General features: G+C 65.5%; 12 protein-coding genes. 6 read left to right on the forward strand and 6 right to left on the reverse strand.

The window, feature by feature from the left end; genetic code table 11:
* Positions 1-68: 68 nt before the first annotated feature.
* From D618_RS0100585 to D618_RS0100605, 5 genes are all read left to right on the forward strand, one after another.
* Positions 69-1,004, forward strand: coding sequence for an ABC transporter ATP-binding protein (locus D618_RS0100585; protein WP_017669538.1), 936 nt, complete (start codon positions 69-71; stop codon positions 1,002-1,004).
* Positions 1,005-1,007: 3 nt separating this feature from the next.
* Entirely contained in the window at positions 1,008-2,612 is a 1,605-nt protein-coding gene (nadB, locus tag D618_RS0100590; protein WP_017669539.1) for an L-aspartate oxidase, read from the forward strand.
* A gap of 178 nt (positions 2,613-2,790) precedes the next feature.
* A complete protein-coding gene (locus tag D618_RS0100595; RefSeq protein WP_017669540.1) occupies positions 2,791-3,873 on the forward strand; it encodes a class A beta-lactamase in 1,083 nt (360 codons plus the stop codon).
* A gap of 201 nt (positions 3,874-4,074) precedes the next feature.
* Positions 4,075-9,567: an AMP-binding protein gene (locus tag D618_RS0100600; protein WP_017669541.1), complete on the forward strand. Its 5,493-nt coding sequence runs from the start codon at positions 4,075-4,077 to the stop codon at positions 9,565-9,567.
* A 42-nt stretch (positions 9,568-9,609) separates the two neighbouring features.
* On the forward strand, positions 9,610-13,299 hold the full coding sequence (locus tag D618_RS0100605) for an SDR family oxidoreductase (protein WP_017669542.1): 3,690 nt from the start codon (positions 9,610-9,612) through the stop codon (positions 13,297-13,299).
* Positions 13,300-13,362: 63 nt separating this feature from the next.
* On the opposite strand, the gene D618_RS17280 is transcribed toward D618_RS0100605, so the two are convergent.
* The 3 genes from D618_RS17280 to D618_RS0100620 are packed head-to-tail and all read right to left on the reverse strand — an operon-like array spanning position 13,363 to position 15,157.
* Positions 13,363-14,133 carry a SprT family zinc-dependent metalloprotease gene (locus tag D618_RS17280; protein ID WP_017669543.1) on the reverse strand — a complete coding sequence of 257 codons (771 nt, stop codon included), beginning with the start codon at positions 14,131-14,133 and terminating at the stop codon, positions 13,363-13,365.
* On the reverse strand, positions 14,133-14,570 hold the full coding sequence (locus D618_RS0100615) for a YcgN family cysteine cluster protein (RefSeq protein WP_017669544.1): 438 nt from the start codon (positions 14,568-14,570) through the stop codon (positions 14,133-14,135). Before D618_RS0100615 ends, D618_RS17280 begins: the two co-directional genes overlap by 1 nt.
* Positions 14,558-15,157: an SCO family protein gene (locus tag D618_RS0100620; protein WP_017669545.1), complete on the reverse strand. Its 600-nt coding sequence runs from the start codon at positions 15,155-15,157 to the stop codon at positions 14,558-14,560. Before D618_RS0100620 ends, D618_RS0100615 begins: the two co-directional genes overlap by 13 nt.
* A 99-nt stretch (positions 15,158-15,256) precedes the next feature.
* On the opposite strand from D618_RS0100620, the gene D618_RS17285 reads away from it, so the two are divergent.
* A complete protein-coding gene (locus D618_RS17285; RefSeq protein WP_017669546.1) occupies positions 15,257-15,898 on the forward strand; it encodes an ankyrin repeat domain-containing protein in 642 nt (213 codons plus the stop codon).
* A gap of 47 nt (positions 15,899-15,945) precedes the next feature.
* On the opposite strand, the gene D618_RS0100630 is transcribed toward D618_RS17285, so the two are convergent.
* From D618_RS0100630 to D618_RS0100640, 3 genes are all read right to left on the reverse strand, one after another.
* Entirely contained in the window at positions 15,946-16,365 is a 420-nt protein-coding gene (locus D618_RS0100630) for a GFA family protein (RefSeq protein ID WP_017669547.1), read from the reverse strand.
* A complete protein-coding gene (locus D618_RS0100635) occupies positions 16,362-17,003 on the reverse strand; it encodes a glutathione S-transferase family protein (RefSeq protein ID WP_017669548.1) in 642 nt (213 codons plus the stop codon). The genes D618_RS0100630 and D618_RS0100635 overlap by 4 nt, the downstream gene beginning before the upstream one ends.
* Positions 17,004-17,072: 69 nt before the next feature.
* Positions 17,073-18,323, reverse strand: coding sequence for a hypothetical protein (locus D618_RS0100640; RefSeq protein WP_152414455.1), 1,251 nt, complete (start codon positions 18,321-18,323; stop codon positions 17,073-17,075).
* Positions 18,324-18,415: the final 92 nt, after the last annotated feature.

Here is an 18,415-nt window from a genome sequence, read left to right on the forward strand (position 1 = left end):
CGCGTGGTGGCACGAGCGCGCCACCTTTCCCTTTGCGCTCCCCTGATCATCCCGCTAATCGGCATGCCGTGACTGAGGCTGCCATATCCATCGACAATCTGCGCAAGCTGTACAAAGGCGCAGGCAAGGCTCCCGACAAGCTGGCGCTGGACGGCGTGAGCTTCGACGTTCCGCGCGGGCAGATCTTCGGGCTGCTCGGGCCGAACGGCGCGGGCAAGTCGACGCTGATCAATATCCTGTCGGGGATGGTCCGCAAGACGTCGGGCACGGCGAGCATCTGGGGCTTCGACATCGACGCCAATCCGCGCAATGCCAAGGCGTCGATCGGTATCGTGCCGCAGGAGATCGTGTTCGATCCGTTCTTCACCCCTGCCGAGGCGCTCGAGCTTCAGGCAGGTCTCTTCGGCGTGCCCAAGGCGCACCGGCGCACAGCAGAGCTGCTGCGCGCGGTGCGGCTGGAAGACAAGGCCAACGCCTATGCGCGCACCTTGTCGGGCGGCATGAAGCGGCGGCTGCTGGTCGCCAAGGCGATGGTGCATTCGCCACCGATCCTGGTGCTCGACGAGCCGACCGCCGGCGTCGACATCGATCTGCGCCAGCAACTGTGGGATTATGTGCGCGAACTGAACCGCGCCGGGGTCACCATCGTGCTGACCACGCATTATCTCGAGGAAGCCGAGGAGCTGTGCGATCGTATCGCGATCATCAACCACGGCAGGCTGATCGCCAACAAGCCGACCGCAGAGATGGTCGGCATGGCGCGCGACAAGCTGATCGTGCTGACGCTGGATCAGGATATCGCCGCTCTGCCGTCCGATCCGGCGTTCGACAAGGTCCGCAAGGTCACCGACCGGGTGGTCGAGATCGGCTACAGCAAGGACAAGCTGAACGCGGGCCAGGTGATGAGTCGCGTGCGCGCCGCCGGATACGACATCGTCGACGTCTCGACGCGCGAGCCCGATCTGGAGGATGTGTTCCTCAACCTCACCAAGGCGGTGGCGTGAAGCATGGCGGCGCGCAAGGACCACGACGTTCTGATCATCGGTTCAGGGGCGGCAGGGCTGACCGCAGCGCTCAGCCTTGCGCGGCATTGCCGGGTGCTGGTGCTCGCCAAGGGCGATATTTCGGGCGGATCGACTGCCTGGGCACAGGGCGGCATCGCAGCGGTGCTCGAAGAGGGCGATTCGTTCGACAACCACATCGACGATACGATGGTTGCAGGCGCGGGGCTCAACAGCCGCGAGACGGTGGAGTTCGTCGTCGAGAACGCGCCGGCGGCGATCCAGCATCTGGTCGATCTGGGCGTACCGTTCAACCGCAACGGCGGCGGCGGCGACCATGCCGATGACCTGCACCTGACTCGCGAGGGCGGGCACAGTCACCGGCGGATCGTGCACGTCGATGATGCCACGGGTTGGGCGGTGCAGCAGGCGCTCGAGCGCGCGGCGCTGGCCAACCCCAACATCACTTTGCTGCCCGATATGGTGGCGATCGACCTGATCGCCGACCGGCATCGCGCCGCGCCTGCGGGCGACAAGCGGATCTGGGGCTGTTATGCGCTCAACCGCGCGACCGGGCATGTCGAAGCGCTGACCGCACGCGCGACACTGCTGGCGAGCGGCGGCGCGGGGCGAACGTACCTGTTCTCGACTGCGCCCAGAGGCGCGACCGGAGACGGCATCGCGATGGCGTGGCGCGCCGGCGCGCGTGTCTCCAACATGGAATTCATGCAGTTCCACCCGACCTGTCTGTATAACCTTGAGGTCAAGAACTTCCTGATCACCGAAGCGGTACGCGGCGAGGGCGGTCATCTGCTGATCCCCGAGACCGGTTATCGCTTCATGGGCGATTTCGACGAGCGGATGGAACTGGCCCCGCGCGATGTCGTCGCGCGCGCGATCGACCACGAGATCAAGCGGCTGGGCCTGGATTACGTGCATCTCGACATCAGCCACCAGCCGGCAGAGTTCGTGAAGGGCCACTTCCCCACGATCTACGAAAAGCTGCTGGGACTGGGGATCGACATCACCCGCGATCCGATTCCCGTGGTTCCGGCGCAGCATTATACCTGCGGCGGCGTGCTGGTCGATCTGAACGGTCGCACCGATCTGCCAGGCCTGTATGCAGCGGGAGAAGTGACACAGTCAGGCCTGCATGGCGCGAACCGGCTGGCGTCCAACAGCCTGCTCGAATGCTTCGTTTTCGGCGATGCGGCTGCCACCGACATTATCGAGCATTGGGACGAACTGGGCCCTCCGCCTGCGATCCTGCCCTGGGATGAAAGCCGCGTCACCGATTCGGACGAAGAGGTCGTCGTCCAGCACAACTGGCGCGAGATCCGCCGGTTCATGTGGGACTATGTCGGCATCGTGCGCACCACGAAGCGGTTGGAACGCGCGCGTCACCGCATCGAACTGCTGCGCAGCGAGGTCGAGGAATATTACGGCAATTTCCGCGTGACCCCCGATCTGGTCGAGCTGCGCAACCTGATCGAGGTCGCCGACCTGATCGTTCGCTCGGCACTGGAGCGCAAGGAAAGCCGTGGGCTGCATTATAACAGCGACTATCCCGATACCCTGATGGTGGCCGATGATACGGTGCTGGTTCCGTAATCTTCCCCCTTCCCGCAGGCGGGAGGGAAGAAATATGCAGCCATTCACCGCGCGCAGCGACTCATTCGCCGCAAAATCTGCGCCCGCGATGGAACTGGCGGCTAGATCGCTTAACAGTGCGTACACATGCCCTGTGTCAGCACGAAGCCATCCTAAAACCCGACCAGAAAGCCGCCGCATGTTCGCCCGCAAGCTGATTCTTTTCCTGGCCACGGCCTCGCTTGCCGCCTGTGTCTCGGCTCCGCGAGAGGTCGCGCAGCCGCGTCCGGCTCCGCCGCCGCCCGCCCGTGTCCAGCCGGTGCCGCCACCGCTGGCTCCACGCGCGACCAATGTCGTGCCGCAGGGGCTGCGCGACGAGCTGGCGCAGCTGTGGCGCACCTTTCCCGGCAAGACCGGCATCGCCGTGCGGCGGATCGATGGCGACTGGGTGGTCGGCCAGCGCGGTGGAGAGTTGTTCCCGCAGCAGAGCGTCTCCAAGCTGTGGGTGACCATGGCGGTGCTGGAAAAGGTCGATCGGGGCGAGCTGGCGCTCGATACCGAGGTGACGATCACGCGCGATGACCTGACCTTGTTCCACCAGCCGCTCGCTGCCCGCGTCGCGCGCGAGGGCACGGTACGCGCGACGGTGCGGACACTGATCAACGAGGCGCTGACCGCAAGCGACAACAGCGCCAACGACGCACTGCTGCGCACCGCAGGCGGCCCGGCGGTGGTCAACGATTTCCTGCGGCGCAAGGGCCTGTCGAACATCCGCTTCGGCCCCGGCGAACGGCTGCTGCAAAGCGGCATCGCGGGCGTCGAATGGCGTCAGGAACTGTCGGCGGGTCGTGCCTTTCAGGCGGCGCGCGAGCGGGTGCCGCTCGATCGGCGGCGCAACCTGCTCTCGGCCTATGTCGCCGACCCCATCGACGGGGCGAGTCCGGAAGGCATTGTCGATGCGCTGGCACGGCTGGCGCGCGGCGAATTGCTGTCGCAATCCTCAACCCAGCTGATGCTGGACACGCTTGGGCGCACCCGGAGCGGTCCGCAGCGGCTGAAGGCGGGCGTTCCGGCGGGCTGGCAGTTCCTTCACAAGACCGGAACAGGCCAGGATCTGCCGCCGGTTTCGACCGGTTATAATGATGTCGGCATCATGACCGCGCCCGATGGAACCCGCTATGCCGTAGCGGTCATGCTCGGCGAGACGACGGCAAGCATCCCGGCACGCATGCAGCTGATGCAGGCAGTGTCGCGCGCCGTCGGGCGCTGGCACCAGCGGTAAGCGCTGCTGCCCACGCGGCCCCTACCGCTGGCGGAAGCATTATGATATTCAAACGGCGGGAGACATTTGTTTCGTTTGCCGGAACCGGGCTTTGCGATTTGGGAATCGTGATGGATCGGGACGGCAGGAGAGCTGCGAACTCATGCCTTCATTTCCCCTATTCCGCCCTTTCAGGCCCGTCCGCTGACGGCGCTGGTTCCGGTGGCAGCCCCCGCCATTTCACCCCGCAGCAACCCGCTGACCGACTCGGCCAGCTGGACCGCGATGCGCAATGCCTGTGTCGCCGATCCGGGCGCTTTCCACGGACTGCAGGCGCGCTCCGCGATCTGCTGGTACCTGCCTGATCACAACGCCTGGGCTCATTTCGACCAGGACGCAGGATGCTGGACCGGCTGGGATGCGGATACAGGTGCGGCGCGACAGCTCGATCTGGCGCACGATTACATGCCCTGGGCGCGCGGCCTCAACGCCGATGATGCACCCAATTGGCGTTGGTTCGAAGGCGCGTTCACCAACAGCGGCTTCAACGAGGTCGATCGGCATGTCGTCGCGGGCCATGGCGCTGAAACTGCGCTGATCTTCGAGGGCGACCGCTGGAATATGTCGAGCGACAACGGTCGCGGCGGCCCGGTCGATTGCTATCCGGTATCGCGCAAACAGCTGATGCTCGAGGCGGCGAAATGCTCGCTGGCACTGACGGCTCTCGGCCTCAAGGCGGGTGACCGCATCGCGCTCAACATGCCCTCGATCCCGGCGCAGATCTACTGGACCGAAGGCGCCAAGCGCGCGGGCATCATCTATACACCGGTGTTCGGCGGGTTCAGCGACAAGACGCTGTCCGATCGCATCGCCGACGCCGGCGCCAAGATCGTGATTACCGCCGATGGCAGCTATCGCAACGCGCAGATGGTGCCGTTCAAGACCAGCTACACCGATCCGGCGCTCGACAATTTCATCGGCGTCGGCACCGCGATGGGTCTGCTCGCGGTCGCGCTCGACGACCCCGCGCTCGAGGTCAGCGATGCTGCGCGCGCGCGGATCACCGAGGCGGTCACCGAATTGCTCGACGGCGAGGTCACCGTCGAACGCTCCGACGTCATGCGCGGCGTCGGCCGGGCGCTCGACGATCTGGCGCAAGGCTCAGCGATGACTGCAGCGCAGGCCGCGAACCTGCGGATGGCGATCGCGTCTGCCTTGGTCGATTCGCCACCGCGCGTCGACGCGGTGGTGGTGGTCCGCCACACCGCGCAGCCCGACCTCGTCTGGAATTCGAATCGCGATCACTGGAGCCATGACCTCACGGGCCACGCGAGCGCGCAGATCCTGGAGGCGGCGCGCGGACTCGGGATCGCTGTGGCGGATGAAGCGGCGCTGCTGGCGCTGCCCGACGCGGACTTTGTCCGCGCGATCTGGGCGGCGTCGAAGCCGCTGCCGGTGGATTCGGAATATCCCAATTTCATCATCTATACCTCGGGCTCGACCGGAAAGCCCAAGGGCGTGGTGCACGTCCACGGTGGCTATTGCGCGGGCGTTGCCGCGACGATGCCGGTGGCATTCGATGCTGCGCCCGGCGATGTCATGTTCGTCGTCGCCGATCCGGGCTGGATCACCGGCCAGAGCTATCTGATCGCAGGCTCGCTGCTGTGCCGGGTGACGACGATCATCACCGAAGGATCGCCGGTCTTCCCGCATGCAGGCCGCTTTGCCTCGATCATCGAGCGGCACAAGGTGCAGATCTTCAAGGCGGGCGTCACCTTCTTGAAAAGCGTGATGCAGGATCCGGAGAACCTCAAGGACATCCAGAATTACGACATGTCGTCGCTCAAGGTCGCAACCTTCTGCGCCGAGCCGACCTCGCCTTCGGTGCAGGCGTTTGGCATGGAGCATGTCACGCCCTGGTATATCAACAGCTATTGGGCGACCGAGCATGGCGGCATCGCCTGGACGCACTTCTACGGCAACACCGATTTCCCGCTGAGGGCTGACGCGCACACCTATCCGCTGCCGTGGATCGTCGGCGATGTCTGGGTCGAGGACCCGGACGCGCCGCCGCTCGAATTCGGGCTGGAGCGCGATGGGTCCGGGGGCGTACCATGGCGACGCGCGAAAAATGGCGAGAAGGGCGAGATCGTCATCGCTCTGCCCTATCCGTATCTCACCCGCACCATCTGGGGCGATACCGACCATTTCACGCTGGAGCAGCACGCGGGCGGGTTGCGGATCAATCCGGAATGGCGCGGCGACTCGGACCGGTATTCTTCGACCTATTGGGAACGCTGGCGCGGCACCTGGGCCTATACCCAGGGTGATTTCGCCATCCGGCACGAGGACGGATCGTTCTCGCTGCACGGCCGCTCGGACGACGTGATCAATGTCTCGGGTCATCGCATCGGCACCGAAGAAATCGAAGGCGCGATCCTGCGCGACAAGACGCTCGATCCCAATTCTCCGGTGGGCAACGTGCTCGTCGTCGGCGCGCCGCACCGCGAGAAGGGCGCAACGCCGATCGCGTTCGTCACCGCTGTTGCCGGACGCAGGCTGACGCAGGACGACCGCCGCCGCCTGACCGATCTGGTCCGCACCGAAAAGGGCGCGGTTGCGGTGCCGTCCGATTTCCTCGAGGTGTCCGAATTTCCGGAAACCCGCTCGGGCAAGTACATGCGCCGCATGGTCCGCGCGATTGTAGAGGGCGGCGAGATCGGCGACACCTCGACGCTGCGCAATCCCGGCAGCATCGAGGCGCTGCAGACAGCGGTGGCCGCCTGGCGGCGCAAGCAGACGCTGGCCGAGGAACAGGCGCTGTTCGAGCGCTACCGCTATTTCCTGATCCAGTACAATCACCTGGGTGACGGCAAGCGCGTCGCGACAGTCACCGTCACCAACGCGCCGGTCAACGCGCTCAACGAACGGGCGATCGACGAGCTGGTGATCGTGGTCGAGCATCTCGCGCGCAAGGACGACGTGATTGCGGTGGTGTTCACAGGCCAGGGCACCGCCTCGTTCGTCGCGGGCGCGGATATCCGCCAGATGCTCGAAGAGGTGAACAGCGTCGAGGAAGCAGGCGTCCTGCCCAGCAATGCGCAGCTCGCATTCTCCAAGATCGAGAACATGGGAAAGCCGTGCATCGCGGCGATCCAGGGCGTGGCTTTGGGCGGTGGCATGGAGTTCGCGCTCGCCTGCCATTACCGCATCGCCGAACCCGTCGCGCGCTTCGGCCAGCCCGAGATCAACCTGCGGTTGCTCCCCGGCTATGGTGGCACGCAGCGGCTGCCGCGGCTGCTCGCCGAACGGCGCGCGGGCGAGGGGCTGCGCGATGCGCTCGACCTGATCCTGGGTGGCCGCGCGATCAGCGCCGACGAGGCGCTGGAGATCGGCGCGATCGAACAGGTCGCAGATGCCTCGAACGATGTGCTCAGCCTCGCGCATGGCATGGTGCGCGAGTTCGCGCGGCATGGCGCGGAAAGCCCGCTGGGCAAGGCGTTTGCCGACCGCAAGGCGATGACCAAGCGCTGGGCCAATCCGGCGCATATCGATCTCGATGCGGTGCTAGAGGACCCGTTCCTCCAGCGCATCCTGCGCCAACTCGACTGGGCTGGGCGTGGGCCGGCGGGTAGGCGGGCGCTCGATGCCGTCCGCACCGGCTGGACCGAGGGCATGGCCGCGGGGCTCAAGCGCGAGGGCGAGCATTTCGCCGAGGCGATCATCGATCCCGAAGGCGGCAAGACCGGCATCCGCCAGTTCATGGACAAGCAGTCGCCGCCGCTACCGGTGCGCCGCAACGGTGTGTGGATCGATGCCGAGCATGAGGACAACAAGGCCGAGATGATCGCATCGGGCCAGTTGCTGCCCGTCGGCGCGCCTTTCTATCCCGGCGTGACCGCGATTCCCGCCAAGCAGCTCGCCTTCGGCATCAGTCGCGATCCCGACACCGGCGCACCGCGTTTCGGGCCTCCGGCGTCCCACGAGCGCGAGCATATCGTGCCCGTCGTGGCACCAGAGCCCAACGAGGCCCTGGTCTACATGCTGACCAGCGAGGTCAACTTCAACGATATCTGGGCGCTCACCGGCATTCCGGTGTCACCGTTCGATGCCCATGACGAGGACGTCCAGATCACCGGTTCGGGCGGCCTGGCCTTGGTCGCGGCGCTGGGCAGCGAGGTCAAGGGCGAAGGCCGGTTGCGTGTGGGTGACATGGTGGTGGTGTATTCAGGGACCAGCGATCTGCTCTCTCCGCAGGCTGGCGACGACCCGATGTTCGCAGGCTTCGCGATCCAGGGCTATGAGACCAAGACCGGCAGCCACGCGCAGTTCCTCAACGTCCAGGGGCCGCAGCTGCACCGCGTGCCCCCCGATCTGACGCTCGAACAGGCAGGCAGCTATGTGCTCAACCTGGGCACCATCACCCGCGCCTTGTTCACCACGCTGCAGATCGTGCCGGGCAGGACGATCTTCGTCGAAGGCTCGGCCACCGGCACCGGGCTCGATGCGCTGAAAAGCAGCATCAAGTCGGGCCTCAAGGCGACCGGACTCGTCTCCAGCGCGGACCGCGCGGCCTTCGTCAAGGAACAGGGCGCGGTTGGCGCGCTGAACCGCAAGGACCCGCAGCTTTCGGCGCTGTTCACCGCCGTTCCCGATGATCCTGACGAAGCCCGGGCATGGGAGGCCGATGGCACGCCACTGCTCGACGAATACCGGCGGATCAACAATGGATCGCTGGCAGATTTCGTCGTCAGCCATGCCGGCGAAACCGCCTTCCCGCGCAGTTTCCAGCTGCTCGAGGAGAACGGGACGCTGGCCTTCTACGGCGCATCATCGGGCTATCACTTCGCCTTCATGGGCAAGACCGGCAGCGCCTCGCCCTCTGACATGCTGGCGCGTGCGCAGTTGCGCGGCGGCGAATCGGTGCTGTTGTACTACGGCCCCGGCAGCCGCGATCTGGCCGATCCATTGGGGCTCGAGATGATCGAGGCGGCGCGGCTGTACAAGGCGCGCACCGTGATCGTCACCACCACCGATGGCCAGCGCGAGTTCCTGCAGTCTTTGGGGCTGGAGGAATCGGTCGAGGGGATCATCAGCCTGGAAGGCCTGAAGCGCCGCGACAGCGAATTCCTCTGGCCCGACAGCCTGCCGCGCCTGCCCGATGCCCGCACCGATATCGAACGGTTCAAGGAGGGCGTGCGCAGCTATCAGCAGCGGACGATGAAACCTTTCGGTACCGCGGTGGGCCGCATCCTGGGTTCGCCCGGCAATCCGCGCGGGGTGCCCGATCTGGTGATCGAGCGCGCCGGGCAGGACTCGCTCGGCGTCTCGACATCGCTGGTGAAGCCCTTCGGCGGGCGCGTGGTCTATGCCGAGGAGATGGCGGGCCGTCGTTACACCTTCTACGCGCCGCAGGTCTGGACCCGGCAGCGCCGGATCATCATGCCCACCGCCAACATCTTCGGCACGCACCTGTGCAATGCGCATGAGGTGACGATGATGAACAACATGATCGCAGGCGGGCTGCTCAGCGTCACCGAACCACAGGTGGTCGACTGGGACGGGCTGCCGGAGGCGCATCAGGCGATGTGGGACAACCGCCACACCGGCGCGACCTATGTCGTCAACCACGCGCTGCCCGCGATGGGCCTGCGCAGCCGCGACGAGCTGCTCGAATACTGGGCCGCATCTCAGGGCATCATGGGCAACACTTGAAAACATCAGCCGCCGGGAACGGCGCGGCAGGGGATTACCGACATGACGAGCAGCAAGACCAAGGCGACCAAGACGGGCGCAACCGCCGATACCGGGACCGGGGGACGGCTTTCGGGCAAGGTGGCTCTGGTCACCGGCGCTGCGGGCAATCTGGGCGGCGCGATCATTCGCCGCTTCATCGGCGAAGGCGCGACCCTGGTGATGACCGGACGCACTGCGGAGCGGCTCGATGCAGCCAAGGTGGCGCTGCTCGCCGAGACCGGGGTGGACGAGGCGCGCGTCTTCACCGTGATCCTCGATGGGGCAGACCCTGAGTCGGTGCGCGCAGGCATCGAGACCGTAAAGGCCGCGCTCGGCCGGATCGACATATTGGTCAACAACGCAGGCTCGGCAGGACCCCGCCAGACGCTCGAGAATGTGCCGCTCACCCGCGCCGAGATGGAAGCGAACGGCGATAGCGAGACGGTCGCCGATGCGATGCGCAACCTGCTGGGCGTCAGCTGGAACCTGACGCGCGCCGCCGCCCCGATCATGCCGGTGGGCGGATCAGTGGTGAACATCTCGACGATCTTTTCGCACACCCGCTATTATGGCCGCACCGCCTATGTCGTCCCCAAGGCGGCGCTGAATGCGCTGAGCCAGGAGCTCGCCAAGGAGCTGGGCGCCAACGGAATCCGCGTGAACACCGTGTTCCCCGGCCCGATCGAAAGCGAGCGCATCCGCACCGTGTTCGCGGCGATGGACGCGCTGCAGGGCGAGGCGGAGAACACCACCGCCAACCACTTCATGGGTCGCATGACATTGGAGCGCGCCGTCGGCAGCGCACCCAAGCAGAAGACTTTGCCCGTTCCTGGCGACATTGCCGATGCCTGCCTGTTCCTCGCCAGCGATGAATCCGCCGCGCTCAATGGTAACGAGATCGACGTCACCCATGGCATGCAGGTGCGCAAGGATTCGCGCTCGACCTATATGACGCGGCCATCGATGCGGTCATTGGATGGCGCGGGGCTGACTGTGCTGATCGCCGCGGGCGAGGCGTGGGAAGACGCGCTCGAAATGGCCAAGATCCAGGCGGCGTGCGGTGCGCGCGTGCTGCTGGGCATGACCCGCCAGGTCGATGTGGCCCAAGCCGAAGCGCGGGTGAAGGCGCAATCGGCGGAGGAAGGCCTCACCATCATGCGCTTCAACCGCGCCGAGCCCGAAGGCATGGAAGCGGCGATCCGCGCCTATTCGGACGCGCATGGCGCGATCCACAGCGCAATCGTGCTGCCGGTCAAGCCCGCCGACCATTTCGGCGACAGTCTTGTGGCGGCATCCGATGCCGAGGTCGATGCGCTGATCGATGTCGAACTGACCGGGGCGATTGCGGTCGCGCGCACGCTGCGGCGCTATTGGAAAACGCGCACCGACCTGATGCAGGATCCGCGCTTCGTGTTCATGTCGAGCCCCAGCGACGGCAAGGGCAACAAGGCGGCGAAAATCCTGACGGCCGCGATCGCGCAGCTGATCACCATCTGGCGCGACGAATCGCGGGTCGATTTCGCGCAAGGCCGCCAGAAGCGCGCCGCCTGGGGCAACCAGATCGTGCGCTACACCAATGCCGAGGACGAGAACACGCGCTTTGCTGCAGGGCACGCGACGCGGATCGTGTTCAAGGAGCAGAAGATCGCCGAAACCTCGCTGTACCTTCCCGCCAACATCGGCGAGGAAACCGGCGCGCGGCGGGCAATGCTGGGCTTTGCCGAGAACATCACCGGCCTGCACCTGGGCAAGGTCGCTTTGATCACCGGGGGCTCGGCCGGGATCGGCGGACAGGTGGCGCGGTTGCTCGCGCTCGCCGGCGCCAAGGTGATGATGGTCGCGCGCCGCGAGAGCGAGCTCGAGGCCGCGCGCGAACGCATCGTCGGCGAACTGCAGGATGTCGGCTTTTCGGGCGTCGAACGCCGGATCAAGTTCATCGCCAATGTCGATGTCAGCGATTTCGATTCGCTGCGCAAGGCGGCAGACGCGACGATGGAAGAGTTCGGGCGGATCGATTACCTGATCAACAACGCCGGTGTCGCAGGCGCCGAAGACATGGTCATCGACATGCCGCTCGACACCTGGCGCTGGACGCTCGATGCCAACCTCATCAGCAACTATCTGCTGATGCATTATGTCGTGCCGATCATGAAACGCCAGGGGTCGGGCTATATCCTCAATGTTTCCAGCTATTTCGGCGGTGAAAAGTTCCTCGCGGTCGCCTATCCCAACCGCGCCGATTATGCGGTGTCCAAGGCGGGGCAGCGCGCGATGGTGGAGAGCTTCTCGCGCTTCCTGGGCCCCGAAATCCAGGTCAACGCCATCGCGCCCGGCCCGGTCGACGGCGACCGCTTGTCGGGCACCGGCGGCAAGCCTGGCCTCTTCCTGCGCCGCGCCCGCCTGATCCTCGAGAACAAGCGGCTGAATGCGATCTATGCCGCCGTCATCGAATCGATCCGCGAGGGCGCGGAGGTCACGCATGTGCTGGGCCGTCTTGCGCGTAACGACACCGGCTATCTCAGCCACGACCGTTCGACGCCCGATCCGCTGCGGCTGCTGTGCCTCGAGCTGGCGCGCGAAGGCGACGGCATCTGCACCTGGGACCGCTATCTGCTCACCCCCGAGATCGCCGGGCGGCTGCTCGCGCGGCTGCGCTCTGCGGGCTATCTGCTGCAGCATGCCGATTGGCAGGAGCGCAGCGGCACCAACGACGGCCTCACCGGCTGGCTGATGGTTACCCCGCCCGATGACATGCCGTATCTGCCGCAGGACCGGATCGGCAAGGAGGCCGACAAGGTCGGGAGTGGCGTATTATCGCAGCTGCATCTGGGCGCGATGCCCAAGGAAAGCGAAGTCGCCCAAGCCACGGTGTTCTACCTCGCCGACCGTGCGGTGAGCGGCGAGACGTTCAAGCCATCGGGGGGCTTGAGCGTCGAACGATCGTACACCGAGCGCGAGATGTTCGGCAGCCCCAAGCAGGAACGGCTCGACCAGATGGCGGACAAGACCGTGTGGGTGTTCGGCGAGCATCTGGCCGATTACATTGCCGAAACCGCAGGCCATCTCATCGGTGATCTCGATGTCGCGCATGTCGTGCTGCTCACCCGCAGCTCCGATGGCGGCGCGAGCGTGATGGCGCTGCTCGACCCGGCCATTGCGGCCAAGGTGACCGTGCGCGTGTGCGGCGCGGATGTCGAAGCCGCGATGGACCAGGCGCTCACCGACTTCGGGCGCCCGACGACAGTGGTGTCCACCCCGATGGCGGCGCTGCCCGACCGTCTGTTCGACGAGGGCGCGATGCTGGCTCCGGAAGAATTCCGCGAGCTGTGCGAGGAGAACCTCACCCACCATTTCCGCGTGGCGCGCAAGGCATCGCTGTATGACGGCTGCCAGCTGGTGCTGGTCTCGCCCGACGTGCCCTTCGGCCAGAGCGGACCCGCGTTTGCGCTCGCCAATTTCGTCAAGACGACGCTGCATGCGTTCACGGCGACGCTGGCGGTGGAAAACGAGCGGCTGGTGCACGATGTGCCCACCAACCAGATCAACCTGACGCGCCGTGTACGCTCCGAAGAACCGCGCAATGCCATCGAGCACCAGGAGGAGCTGAAACGCTTCGCCCGCGCGGTGCTGCTGGTCGGCGCTCCGCTGCCCGACGCGCAGGATTCGCGGTACAGGGCGCGGATCTACAGGGGTACGTCGATGACGGTGTGATTGTGACGGGGGGGCGCTGGAGGCTTTCATGCGCGGCATAGGCGGAGGAAGTAGGGCAACGTCCTACACGGCCCCGCCGACCAGATACAGGCCGCGCCCATGGGCCTTCAGCCAGCGGTCGGCGCTCTGGCGGTCGCCTTCGAACAACGCGTCGAGCCAGGCATAGAAGTCTGCGCTGTGGTTCATGTGTTTGAGGTGTGCGACCTCGTGCGCGACGACTGATCGGCGCACCGTGTCGGGGGCCATCACCAGCCGCCAGTTGATGCGGATGGTGCCGTTGGCCGAGCAACTGCCCCAGCGGCGCGCGGCGTTGCTGATCGCCAGGGCAGGCACGGGCGTTCCGGCGCGGGCACAATAATCGGCAAGGTCTGCGGCGCACAGCCGCTTGGCCTCGGCCTTGAGCCAGCGGGTGAGGCGGGTGTCGAGCGAAGTGCGCGCACCCCCCAGCGCGATCACGCCGTCGGCGGCGATCACCCTGCGTCCATGGCCTTCATTCCAATCGATGCGATGCGGTATGCCGCGCAAGGGGATCGTCGCGCCCGGCTCCAGCGCGACATGCGCCCCCGCCTTGGCAAAGCTCGCCTCGATCCAGTCCGCCTGCGCGCGGGCAAAGGCGATCGCCTCACCCAACCTTGCATGGCCGGGCAGGGTGAGCAGCAGCGCGCCCTTGGCCGGATCGGTGCGCAGCCGGATGTTGCGCGCGCGCGCATGGCGGCGGATGACCAGCGCATAATCGCGCTCGCCGATCGTGATCCTCTGCGGCGTTTCAGCGGGTGCAGCCGCAGGGTGCGGGGCGAACTTGCGGGCAAACAGGCGGGCGATCGGCGAGGCCATTACAGCTCTGCGTCAACGATATGGTTCTCGATGGGGCCGGCGTGGACTTCCGATATCACCCGGCCCACCACCGAATGGCCGCCTGCATGCATCGCATCGCTGCTGCCGGTGCGCAGATGGTGCCACTCGGGCAGCGGCAGGCCTTGCGCGCGCAGATTATAGGCGCAGGTCGAGGGCAGCCAGCTGATCTCCTCGACATTGCCGCGCGTCAGCCGCAGACAATCGGGCACGATGGCGCGGCGGTGGCGATAGTCCGAGCACTGCGCAGTACGGGTGTCGAGCAGGCGGCAGGACACGTTGGTGGGGTAGATGTGCCCGGTGTCCTCGTCTTCGACCTTGTGCAGGCAGCATTTGCCGCAGCCATCGCACAACGCCTCCCATTGTGCACGGTCGAGGCTGGCCAGCGGCTTTTCCCAAAAGGGCGTCACGCTGTCCATTTGTCGATTTCGGCGGCAATCTGTTCAGGCGTCCCGTCATACGGCAGCAGCGCGATCGGTTCGCCCTTGGAGCCCATCAGATAGGCCTGGCGGCTGTGATCGACCAGATAGCCTTTCGCGTCTGCACCCACTGGCTTTTGCGCCTTGTACATCACGAGATAGGCATCGGCGACCGCCTTGATCTGCGCAGGCGTGCCGGTGAGGCCGATCAGGCGCGGATGGAATGCACCGACATATTGCTTGAGGACGGCCGGCGTATCGCGTGTCGGATCGATGGTGATGAAGATCGGCTGGATCCTGGCCGCGCGCTCGGGCTGCTGCTTTTCGAACAGCGCAAAGCCCGCTGCGATCTTCTGCAGATCGACCGGGCAGACATCGGGGCAATAGCTGTAGCCGAAATAGACGATGCGATGCTGGCCGGCAAAATCCGTATCCTTCACCGTCTTGCCGTTCTGATCGGTCAGCGCGAAGGCGCCGCCAATGCGCGCGCCTTCCAGCGGGGCTTCGGGCTTGGTCGCGGCGCCTGAGCAGGCGGTGAAGGCCAGCGACAGGGCAAGGGCGATGAGGGCAAGGGGGGTTTTGTTCATGACAGGTTTGTCTCTGCTCTGCTATGGCACCGCTTTCAAGGGGGATTGGTGGTCGGCACGCCCGGCCCACCGCATCCCCGGTGCAAGTTTTCAAGGACGATGCAGCCCGTGACCACCCGTTTCAACAGTTTTGCTCGCCTGTGGATCGCCGCAATGGCAGCCCTGGCGTTGCTGATCCCTGCTGCCGCCAGCGCCCAGTTTTCTGATAGCTACACCTTCCTCAAGGCGGTGCGCGAGCGCGATGGCGACAAGGCGACGCAGATGCTCAACGAACCGGGCAGCACCATCGTCAACACCAAGGACATCACGTCGGGCGAGACCGCGCTGCACATTGTTACCGCGCGCCGCGACCTTACATGGATGGGCTTTCTGCTGCAGAAGGGGTCCAACCCCAATGCACGCGACAAGAACGGCGTTACTCCGCTGATGATGGCGATCAATCTGCGCTTTGTTGATGGCGCCGAAACGTTGCTGAAGCAAAAGGCGCAGGTGGACGCGACCAACAACTCGGGCGAAACCGCGCTGATCCGTGCTGTCCAGCTGCGCGACCTGGCGATGGTCCGCCTGCTGCTGAAGAACGGAGCGAATCCGGACAAGCAGGACACCATCGCCGGCCAGTCGGCGCGCGACTATGCCAGCGGCGATTTCCGCAATCCGCAGATCCTGGATGCGATCACCGCGAACGACAAGGAACGCAAGGGCGGAACGGGCAATGCCAAGGTCTTCGGCCCGACGCAGTGATGCGATCATAAAGTCCTCCCCCAGCAAGCTGTGGGAGGATCTGAGTTTCAGAATTCCGGAAACCGCTCGAACTTCGGCAGCTCGTGCGCGGTTTTCATCCAGCCGATTTCCTCGGCGGCCTGGATATGCGCCATCGCCGGGAAGGCATCAGGATCATCGAACGTGGCGGTCTGGATATCGACCAGGCCCGGCAGCACGGTTTCGTTGATGTAGAACAGTCCGGTACCGCAGCGCCCGCAGAAACTGCGCTCTGCCAGTTCGGACGATTGATAGACCGCAGGGCTGCCCTGAAGCACGCGGAAGGTCGAGCTGGCCACTGCGGTCCAGCCCATGACCGGAGCGCCCGCGCAACGACGGCAGTCGGCGCAGTGGCACAAGGCGGTACGTGGAGCCTCTTCGGGCTTGTCGGTGGTTTCGACTGCAAAGCGCACTGCGCCGCAATGGCATCCGCCTTCGTGGCTGCTCATGCGTTTGCTCCTTCGGCTTGGGCCCTTGTGGCTGCGATCAGTTCATTGTCGATTGCCTTGGCGCGGACATAAGCGGGGCGCGCACGCAGTCGTTCGGCATAAGCGGTGAATTCGGGCCGCACAGGCAGCGTGTCGAAGGCCTGGCCCCAATCGACCTGCGCGCCGACATAGACATCTGCCGCCGTGAACCTGTCTCCGCAGATGAATTCGCGGTCCTTCAGCCAACCGGCCAGCGTATCGACGACCAGATCATAGCTGCCATAACCCAGCATCGCCTGCTTATCCTTGGGACTTTCCCAGCCCATCGACCGGTTGGTGATCGCCTGTTCGAGCGGGCCGGCACCAAAGGCCAGCCAGCGATAATAATCGGCGCGCTCATCGGGACGCGGCGCCAGCCCGGCATCGGGAAAAGCATCCGCCAGATAGGCGCAGATTGCAGCGCATTCGGTGACGACCCGGCCATCGTGGACGATCGCCGGCACCTTGCCCATCGGGTTGATCGCGCGATACGCCTCGCCCTTCATTTCGGGGCCGTATTCGACGATGCGCTGCTCGTAGGTCGCGCCCGCCTCTTCAAGTGCCCATCGCGCGATCTGCCCGCGCGACATGGGATTGGTATAGAAAATCAGGCTGCTCATGCATCTTCCCCTCGATCCGACTCAGGCGCTGGCCGGAACATAACACGAACAATTACCCGCGCCAATCGTTCAGCAGCCCTCACCCGTCACGACAGCGCCCAGCAGACCGCCCAGTCCGCCCTTGCACTTTTTCTTTTTCTTGCGCGGTTCGGCCTCGCCCCCGCCGTTCATCATGGCGCCCATGTCGGGCCCGCCCAGCAGCCAGGTGGAGTTGGAACGATAGCGCACGCGCGCCGTCCATTCGGGCTTCCATGGTGTCCTGGCGTTGGCGGGACGCGGCGGATAGGCAAAGTTCGCCTCGGGTCCGTACGCATAGAGGTTGCCCAGCGCGAACTCGCCGCCCGCTGCCGTCACTTCGGCAGGCACGGTGCAGCTCGTCTGCGATGGCGGCATGACGACCTGCTGCTGGATCAGCCTGGCGACCTGCGCCGGCGCGATCCAGTCCCACAGCGCCCCGCCGAACTGGCGCGAGGCAGAGGACGACCACCAGACCATGTCCTGGAACTCGCCCTTGGCATTGGCCTTTGCGGTCATCACCCAGGCATAATAGCCGGTGGCGTTGGCAACGGTGTTCCAGCTGATCTGCGTCGCGCCGCCCGGCGCAGGCGCGGACTTGCCGGTGATTGCGGGCATGAAGTCCTGCGCCAGCGCGAACTTGATCTCGGGCGCATAATTGCCCGCAACGCGGTGCTCGCCCAGCAGCGAGCTGTCTGCGCTCAGCAGCTTGCGCGTTTCGGCATTGGGCCATTCGCCATAGGTCCTGGAGTTGCCGGTGCTGACCGACCGATCGACAGGCATCGATCCTGCGAACAGGTCGGGCGGCACCTGGCCTGCGGTCAGCTTGGCGAAATCGATCACCACCGGCTGGCCCGGCGCCGCCTTGGCGCCGCAGCCCCAATAGATCAGCAGCCGGCCCTTGGGACGCTGAAAATCCTTGGGCAGGTCTTCGGGCACGGCATCGGTCCGGGTGCCGGGCTTGGGGCTGAGCAGCGGCACCGATGCGCCGAGCTTTGTGACCGGTGGCATGAAATGATCGGCCTTGGGCGCACCTGCCGCAGGGGCACGCGACGATCCCAGCCGCAGCACCAGCTCATGCGCCTGCTTGTTGCTGCCGCCACCGAACATCATCGACAGGCCAGCCCCCATGCCGCTGCTCGCACCACCGCCTAGCGCAGCAAGGCCGGTCACGGTGCCGACATCCATGTCGTAGCGCGCAATGGGACTGGCGGCCTGCTGGCTGCTGACGGGGCTGGCGAGAAGGACTGCCATCGAGACGGCGGAAATGCACAAGGCAGTTTTGCGTGGGATGAGCAATGGCATGGACAGACTCCCGAAGACTACGAGCGGCATGCAGGCGAGTCGCCTGATAGCACATATGTCTATTCCGCGGGAGCGATGGCCGCAGTGCGTCA

Origin of the sequence: Blastomonas sp. AAP53 (assembly GCF_000331245.1) — a bacterium.
Classification (GTDB): Bacteria; Pseudomonadota; Alphaproteobacteria; order Sphingomonadales; family Sphingomonadaceae; genus Blastomonas.